Source organism: Gordonia tangerina, assembly GCF_021556435.1.
Lineage (GTDB): Bacteria > Actinomycetota > Actinomycetes > Mycobacteriales > Mycobacteriaceae > Gordonia > Gordonia tangerina.
Map to the genome: position 1 here is coordinate 48678 of NZ_JAKGCU010000029.1, position 7626 is coordinate 56303.

Sequence of the window (7626 nt, forward strand, 5' to 3'; positions counted from 1 at the left end):
GCGGTCACGCGACGGGTGCGCGGATGATCTGAAAGGCGACCTCTCACAGCAGCTTCAGCCGGACTCCCAGCGCGCGGTAGATCGGTTCGGCACGACGGTCCAGGCTCAGCAGGGTGAGGTTCGCGTGTGCGGCTGCTGCTCCGACGAGTCCGTCGTACACCGCGCCACCCGAGATACCGACCGTCGCGAACCGCTCGACGAGTTCGGCCGTGTGCTGCGGGCTCAGGTGACACCGGTGCGGGAAGTTCGTCGTGATCAACCGGGCAGCGGCACGAGCGGTCAATCGCTGCGGCGGCGGCAGGCGGGTGAGCACCGAGTACATCTCGAACGCCGCGTGACCGCTGAGCCCCAGCGTTCTTCCCTTCACCTCCGCACGGACGTCGGAGTGCCCTACCTGCTCCGGACGCACCAGCGCGATCGCGGCACTCGTGTCCAGCAGGAGGACCTCAGCGTTGGTCGCCAAGGCGCAGTTCTCGAATGTCGTCGACCGATAGGTGCGCGCCGCCCTCCGGCAGCATCAGCATTCCTTCGTCATCGACGAGCTCATCGGTGGCCACCGGTTCCAGGACCAACCCGCTACCCGCAACGGTGATCTCGATCTCCCCAGGGATCAAACCGACCCGGTCGCGCAGTTCCTTGGGCACCACCACCCGGCCGGCACGATCGATGGTCGTTCTCATACCATGACGCTACCACTGAAATGGCAGCGAGCAGCGGCTTCACAACAGCGCGCACCCGCCCGGCAACCGCGCGCGTCTCGACGTGCGCGCGGACCGAACGGGTGCGCGTGAGTGTGTGTCGCAGCCCTACTTCGGAGGCATCCGGATGCCGCCGTCGACGCGGATCACCTCGGCATTCATGTAGGAGTTGGTGACCAGCTCGATCACCATCGAGGCGAGTTCGTCGGGCTTGCCCAGGCGGTGCGGGAACAGCACGGACTCGCCCAGCTTCGCCTTGAAGGCCTCGGCGGCTTCGCCCTCACCGTAGATCGGGGTGTCGATCAGGCCGGGCGCGATGGTGTTGACGCGCACACCGACGGCCGCGAGGTCACGCGCAACCGGCAGGGTCATGCCGACCACGCCACCCTTGGACGACGAGTACGACGCCTGACCGATCTGACCGTCGAACGCGGCGACCGACGCCATGTTGACGATGGCACCGCGCTCGCCGGACTCCAGCGGGTCGTTTTTGCTCATCGCGGTGGCGGCCAGACGGCAGGCGTCGAAGGTGCCGATCAGGTTGATGGCGATGACCTTCTTGTACGCATCCAGGTCGTGCGCCGACGAGAACTCGCCGTCGCGGCCGATGGTGCGCTGCGCCCAACCGATACCGGCCGAGTTCACCAGCGCACGCAGCGGGCCGAGCTCGGTGGCCTTGTTCACAGCCGCCTCGATCTGCGCGGTGTCGGTGACGTCGACGCGCACGAACGCACCGCCGACCTCCTTGGCGAGGGCCTCACCCTTGTCGGCCTGCAGGTCGGCGACGACGACCTTGGCTCCCTTGGCCGCCAGCTGGCGAACCGCGGCCTCGCCGATACCCGACGCGCCGCCCGTGACGATTGCACTTGCTCCATTGATATCCACGTTGCGGAGCCTATCGAGCGTTACATCGCTCGGTCTAGTGTCCCGCGCCGGAAGTTCGTTTCATGAGTTCGGCGGTCCAGGTGGATGCATCGCGAGGCGGCGGAGGAAGCAGGTACTGGATGTACCTCCGACGACGCCAACGAAGCGAGGCGCCGCCTGGGCGTCGAAATCATCAACGAATTTCCGGCGCGGGACACCAGAGGGGGCGGGGGTTGATCTCAGACGCAGGCGACGTTCGGCGCCGGATCGTATTTCACCGTGCGGGTGTTGCGACTGATCTCGGCGCCGGACGCGGCGTCGCTGATGATGCGGGTGTTCGACGTGGTGAACCCGCGGCTGCCGGTGGAGGCTATGCAGTTGTCGCCTTTGGGCAGCTTCAACGACGGAGGGTCGGTGTAGGCGTACCGCTCGCCCGTGATCGATTCGACATCGACGGTGGTGGTGCTCCACATTCGGACGGTGACGTCGGACGGTGACCAACCGGTCTCGATGTAGATGCCGTGCTTGGTGTTGTTGCGGAACACCAGGTCGATCGCACCTTCGAAGACGGTGGCCTCGCGAGCTTCGGGATACCGGGAGATGTAGTAGCTGTGCTCGGTGTGTGCGACATCCTCGAGACCGGCGAAATAGGCCGCGTTGTAGAGCGTGGTCGCGAACTGGGAGATACCGCCGCCGACCGCTTTGTCGGCGTGCCCGTCGTCGATGATCGTCGACGTGACATAGCCCTGCGCGGTGCCGCGCGGCCCGGTGTAGCCGTTCAGCGAGAACTTCTCGCCGGGCATGACCAGTGCGCCGTCGACCTCGGCGGCGACGAGGCGGATGTTCTCGCCGGATGCGCTGGAGAACCCCGAGGTGGTGAACTCGCTGACCACTTCACGCACGCCGAGTCCGCGTGCCTGCCGGGTGGTCAACTTTGGCTTCACCGGCGCATAGGCGACCTCGACCACCCGCGAGTCCGACACGTCTGCGCCGGTCGCGGTCGCCGCGGTGGAGGCCACGGTCTTGTCCCAGTCGACGCGCGAACCGTCGCGCGACGGCACCACGGTGGGACTGCCGCTGCTCAGTGAGAACGTGGCGTCCACGGCTTTTCGTTCGGTCTCGGCGAGCTCGGGCCGCAACATCTCGGCGCTACGTTTGGGGTCGATCTCGGGTTGCAGTCCGCCACGCCCGTCCGCGACGAATGTCAGCACCGAGCCGAGCTGGGCCGGCGTGACCCGTACTGACACGTCGTCGGCACCATCGAGGGTGACCGGCGCAGCCACCGCGCGGGTGGCAGCACCGGCGACCGTCTGACGGACCACCTCGGCCGACACGGACGGATCGAAGTCCTCTGTGGGCAGGTCGATGGGTTTGTCGTCAAGCCATTCGGTGACCAGCGTCGTCGCCGCCGCATCGCGGGCCACGCGCTTGCCGGCGGCGGGCATGTCTGCGACCGGGGTGGGCACGTCGTCGGTCACCTCGTAGTGCACCCCGCCTTCGACGGCGGCCTTCTCCAGTTCGGGGCGCAGGTCGTCGAGCGTGGCGTCGAAGACCGCGCGGTCGATGGTCACGACCGGTTCCACGGTGTGGGTGCGCCCGAGAATCGCCATCAGCCTGGGCAGCGGACTGCGGGGCTGCTCCATCAATCGGGCTTTGGTGGCCGCGGCGTCGAAGTAGAGGCCGAGATCGTCGGGCGCGACGGTGGCCGATCCGGAATCGGTGCGCAGGCGCACCCGGTGATTCGCTCGTTCGGACAGTCGGTCGACAACTGCCTGGGCCTGCGCATCGGCGAGATTGCCCGCCGGAATGCCGGCGACCACGGCACCGCGCGCGGTGGTGTCATCGGTGAGGACGAGGTCGGTCGCGAGGACGATGCCGAGTGTGGCGGCGATGCCGACCGCGACACGCACCACCGCAAGCACGGCCGGATGTGTGTTCACGGAGACAACCATAAGGAAACGTTGATGGATACGCCGCGTCGAGTGTTCGACTGTCGGGCGCCCCACAAAGTAGGCGCCCCGACCGAGCTGCCGGGTCGGGGGTCTGGCAGCTCAGCCGGAGCTACTCGTATATCTACGCTACTTCGCGCGGCGTTACAGCTTTCCGAGAACTTTTTTTCGGCGAGTGTGACCGGATCGTTGCGCAGGCCTCAATCCGGTCACATCTGCGCTGGTCAGCCCTCGACTATGGCCGTTACGCCCTGGCCGCCGGCCGCACAAATCGAGACGAGCGCACGGCCGCCGCCGTTCTCGCGGATCGTCTTGGCCGCCTGCGCGATGATCCGTCCTCCGGTTGCGGCGAACGGGTGACCGGCGGCCAGCGAGGAGCCGTGCACGTTCAGCTTGGCGCGGTCGATCGCTCCGAGCGCGTTGTCGAGGCCCAGACGCTCCTTGCAGTACTCCTCGGACTCCCACGCCGCGAGGGTGGCCAGCACGACGCTGGCGAAGGCCTCGTGGATCTCGTAGAAGTCGAAATCCTGCAGGGTCAGCCCGTTGCGCTCGAGCAGCCGGGGCACCGCGTAGGTGGGGGCCATCAGCAGACCGTCCGGGCCGTTGACGTAGTCGACGGCCGCGGTCTCGCTGTCGACGAGGTAGGCCTGCACCGGCAGCCCCTTGGCCTCGGCCCATTCGTCGGTGCCCAGCAGCACCGTCGACGCACCGTCGGTCAGCGGGGTGGAGTTGCCCGCGGTCATCGTCGCGTCACCCAACGAGACACCAAAGACCGGCTTGAGCTTGGCGAGCTTCTCCGCGGTGGAATCGCCCCGCAGGTTCTGGTCGCGGGTCAGTCCCAGGAACGGGGTGATCAGGTCGTCGAAGAAGCCGGCATCGTAGGCGGCCGCCATGTTCTGGTGGCTGGCCGCAGCGAGCGCGTCCTGGTCGGCACGCTTGATGCCGAACTCCTTGGCGGTGATGGCGGCGTGCTCCCCCATCGACATGCCGGTGCGCGGTTCACCGTTGCGCGGGATCTCGATGCCCAGTTTCGGCAGCAGCTTCAACGCGTTGAGCAGCTGATCTTTGGTACTGCGTGACCGGTTGACCTGGAGCATCTGCCGCCGCATCGACTCCGAGACACCGATCGGCGCGTCGGAGGTGGTGTCCACGCCGCCGCCCACGGCGACGTCGTAGCGGCCGGCGGCGATGCCGTCGGCCACCGCGACGATGGCCTGCAGGCCGGTGCCGCACGCCTGCTGGATGTCGAAGGCGGGCGTGTAGGGCGACAGCGCCGAACCGAGGACACATTCGCGCATGAGATTGAAATCACGTGAATGCTTGAGGACGGCGCCGCCGGCGACCATGCCGAGACGCTCCCCCTGGAGGCTGTAGCGGCTCACCAGGCCATCGAGAGCTGCGGTGAACATCTCCTGATTGCTGACCTCGGCGTAGGTTTTGTCCTGGCGGGCGAACGGAATCCGGTTGCCGCCGAGGATCGCGACCGGGCGCTGCGTGCGGGTCTTGGGTGTCTGAGCCACTTCGATCTCCCAGGGGGTGTAGTTCGATGTCTGTACAGTATTCTTACTCATGAGTAAGTTAGTTGTCGAACGTCGCTTTGCGTGAGCGTCGTCGCACACGGACTTCACCCAACCCGATCTGCCGTAGAAGCACAGAGGAGATCTCCCGTGGCAGCCACTGGCCTGTACTCGAATTTCGTCCATTCCGCACCCGGCTCGTTCCTCGCGAAGCAGGCCGGCCTGCCCGTCCCGCCGACGCTGCGCCGCTACAAGCCATCGGAGCCGCCGCTGCCCGGCCCGGTGCTGCTGGGTGGATCGGGCCGGCTCGTCGAGCCGCTGCGCGAGATGTTGTCGGCACCCGACTACACCCTCATCCAGAACGCCACGTCCGGCCGCAGCGCCGACAAGTACGGCGCGCTGGTGTTCGACGCCACCGGCATCACCTCGCCGTCGGAGTTGCGTCAGCTGTTCGAGTTCTTCGGACCGCAGATGCGTTCGCTGGCGCCCAGCGCGCGACTGCTGGTGCTGGGCACCACCCCGGAGCTCGTGTCCGACCCCAACGAGCACGTCGCCCAGCGCGCGCTCGAGGGCTTCACACGCTCGGTCGGTAAGGAGCTACAGAAGGGCGCGACGGTCCAACTCGTCTACGTCTCCCCCGACGCCAAGACCGGCCTCACCGGCCTGGAGTCGACAGTGCGGTTCGTGCTGTCGGCGAAGTCGGCGTTCGTCGACGCACAGGTCATCAGGGTCGGCGACGCCGATGCGACCGCACCGAAAGACTGGGATCGCCCACTCGAGGGCAAGGTGGCCGTGGTGACCGGCGCCGCCCGCGGCATCGGCGCCACCATCGCCGAGGTCCTCTCCCGGGACGGCGCCCACGTCATCTGCGCCGACATCCCGGCCGCCGGTGAGGCGCTCGCCGAGACCGCCAACAAGGTCAGGGGCACCTCGTTCCCGCTGGATGTCAGCGCCGACGACGCCGGCGCGAAGCTCGCCGAGCACGCGCTGGAACGCCATGGCGGTATCGACATCATCGTCAACAACGCCGGCATCACCCGCGACAAGCTGCTCGCCAACATGGATGCCGCGCGCTGGGACTCGGTGATCGCGGTCAACCTCATCGCGCCGCAGCAGCTCGTGAACGGACTGATCGAGAAGGGCGCCCTGAAGGAGGGCGGCGCCGTGATCGACGTGTCGTCGATCGCCGGCATCGCCGGCAACCGCGGCCAGACCAACTACGGCGCCTCGAAGGCCGGCGTGATCGGCCTGGTCGACACCTACGCGCCGATCCTCGCCGAGAAGGGCGTCACCATCAATGCGGTCGCCCCGGGCTTCATCGAGACCAAGATGACCGCCGCGATTCCCGTCGCGACCCGCGAGGCCGGCCGCCTGATGAGCTCGCTCCAGCAGGGTGGGCAGACCGTCGACGTCGCCGAAACCGTGGCGTACTTCGCCAACCCGGCGTCGAGCGCCATCACCGGCAACGTGGTCCGCGTGTGCGGCCAGGGATTCCTGGGGGCCTGATGGCCAAGACGATCACACTGTCCAGCGCGCCGGGCACCGCCGAGGTCTACTCGAAAGCCGTCGGTGCGATGCTCCCGGTCATCGGCAAGCCCGCCAAGGTGCGGGCCGACGCCGTCATCCCCGACCGTCACTATCGGTTGGAGAACGTACGGGTGAATCCGGAGCAGCTGCACGCCTACACCCGGGTCACCGGCCAGCGATTCGGTTCGACACTGCCGATCACCTACCCGTTCGTATTGCAGTTCCCGCTTGCCATGAAGGTGATGACCGACGGCGACTTCCCTTTCGGCGCAGTCGGTTCGGTGCATCTGGAGAACTCGATCCACCGGGCTCGTCCGATCGGTGTCGACGAACCGCTGACCATCGACACCCATGCGGAGAACCTGCGCGAGCACCGCAAGGGACTGTTGATCGACATGATCTCGGAGATCCGGGTGGGCGCCGAGCTGGTCACCACCCAGACCGCGACGTTTCTCAAGCAGCAGCGGACCAGCCTGTCCGACGAGCCGCGCGGCCCGGAGCCCAAGCAGTACGCTCCTCCACCGCCGGATTCGATCCTGTCGGTGGACCTCGGGCGCATCCGTCAGTACGCCGAGGCCTCAGGCGATCGCAACCCCATCCACATGGGCAACCTGACCGCGAAGGCGTTCGGCTTCCCGAAGGCCATCGCGCACGGAATGTGGAGTGCCGCCGCCGCGGTGGCCAACGTCGAGGCGCAGCTCCCCGACGACGTCACCTACACGGTGCGCTTCGGCAAACCGATCCTGTTGCCCGCCAAGGTGAATCTGTACACGCGACGCATCGACGGAGACGGCGCGTTCGACATTTCGGTGCTCGACCGCCGCAAGGGTGCCCCGCACCTGACCGCGTCCACCCGCGGCGCCTAGCGAGATACCCCACCACGTCTCACCACGGCGGCCGAGAGAACCCTGTTTCGCGCCGAGAGAACCCAGCAGACCCACCACACTGGGTCTTGGGCTCAAGTGGTCACCGCAACAGCCTGTCTGTTGGAGGTTGCTGGTGGCGAACAATCGTGTGCCCGCGGTGAAGCGTGAGCGGTTTTGGGTAGCTCTCGGGGAGGGTAGTTCGGTG

General features: G+C 67.1%; 7 protein-coding genes. 2 read left to right on the top strand and 5 right to left on the bottom strand.

Annotation, left to right across the window (positions count from 1 at the left end):
- Positions 1 to 43: 43 nt before the first annotated feature.
- The 5 genes from L1892_RS21655 to L1892_RS21675 all read right to left on the bottom strand — a co-directional run bounded on the left by L1892_RS21655 (position 44) and on the right by L1892_RS21675 (position 5031).
- Entirely contained in the window at positions 44 to 463 is a 420-nt protein-coding gene (locus L1892_RS21655) for a type II toxin-antitoxin system VapC family toxin (protein WP_235725839.1), read from the bottom strand.
- Positions 447 to 680: an AbrB/MazE/SpoVT family DNA-binding domain-containing protein gene (locus L1892_RS21660; protein WP_235725840.1), complete on the bottom strand. Its 234-nt coding sequence runs from the start codon at positions 678 to 680 to the stop codon at positions 447 to 449. Before L1892_RS21660 ends, L1892_RS21655 begins: the two co-directional genes overlap by 17 nt.
- Positions 681 to 806: 126 nt before the next feature.
- Complete coding sequence (locus L1892_RS21665; RefSeq protein ID WP_235725841.1) at positions 807 to 1583, bottom strand: SDR family NAD(P)-dependent oxidoreductase; 777 nt, start codon at positions 1581 to 1583, stop codon at positions 807 to 809.
- Between the two features lie 218 nt (positions 1584 to 1801).
- Complete coding sequence (locus L1892_RS21670; protein ID WP_235725842.1) at positions 1802 to 3514, bottom strand: VanW family protein; 1713 nt, start codon at positions 3512 to 3514, stop codon at positions 1802 to 1804.
- Positions 3515 to 3735: 221 nt separating this feature from the next.
- Positions 3736 to 5031, bottom strand: a complete 1296-nt coding sequence (locus L1892_RS21675; RefSeq protein WP_235725850.1) for an acetyl-CoA C-acetyltransferase — start codon at positions 5029 to 5031, stop codon at positions 3736 to 3738.
- A 147-nt stretch (positions 5032 to 5178) separates the two neighbouring features.
- Here L1892_RS21675 and L1892_RS21680 point away from each other — a divergent pair, with 147 nt between their 5' ends.
- Together L1892_RS21680 and L1892_RS21685 are read left to right on the top strand one after the other, a co-directional pair.
- A complete protein-coding gene (locus L1892_RS21680; RefSeq protein ID WP_235725843.1) occupies positions 5179 to 6534 on the top strand; it encodes a 3-oxoacyl-ACP reductase in 1356 nt (451 codons plus the stop codon).
- Complete coding sequence (locus L1892_RS21685; RefSeq protein ID WP_235725844.1) at positions 6534 to 7421, top strand: MaoC/PaaZ C-terminal domain-containing protein; 888 nt, start codon at positions 6534 to 6536, stop codon at positions 7419 to 7421. The genes L1892_RS21680 and L1892_RS21685 overlap by 1 nt, the downstream gene beginning before the upstream one ends.
- Positions 7422 to 7626 lie beyond the last annotated feature (205 nt).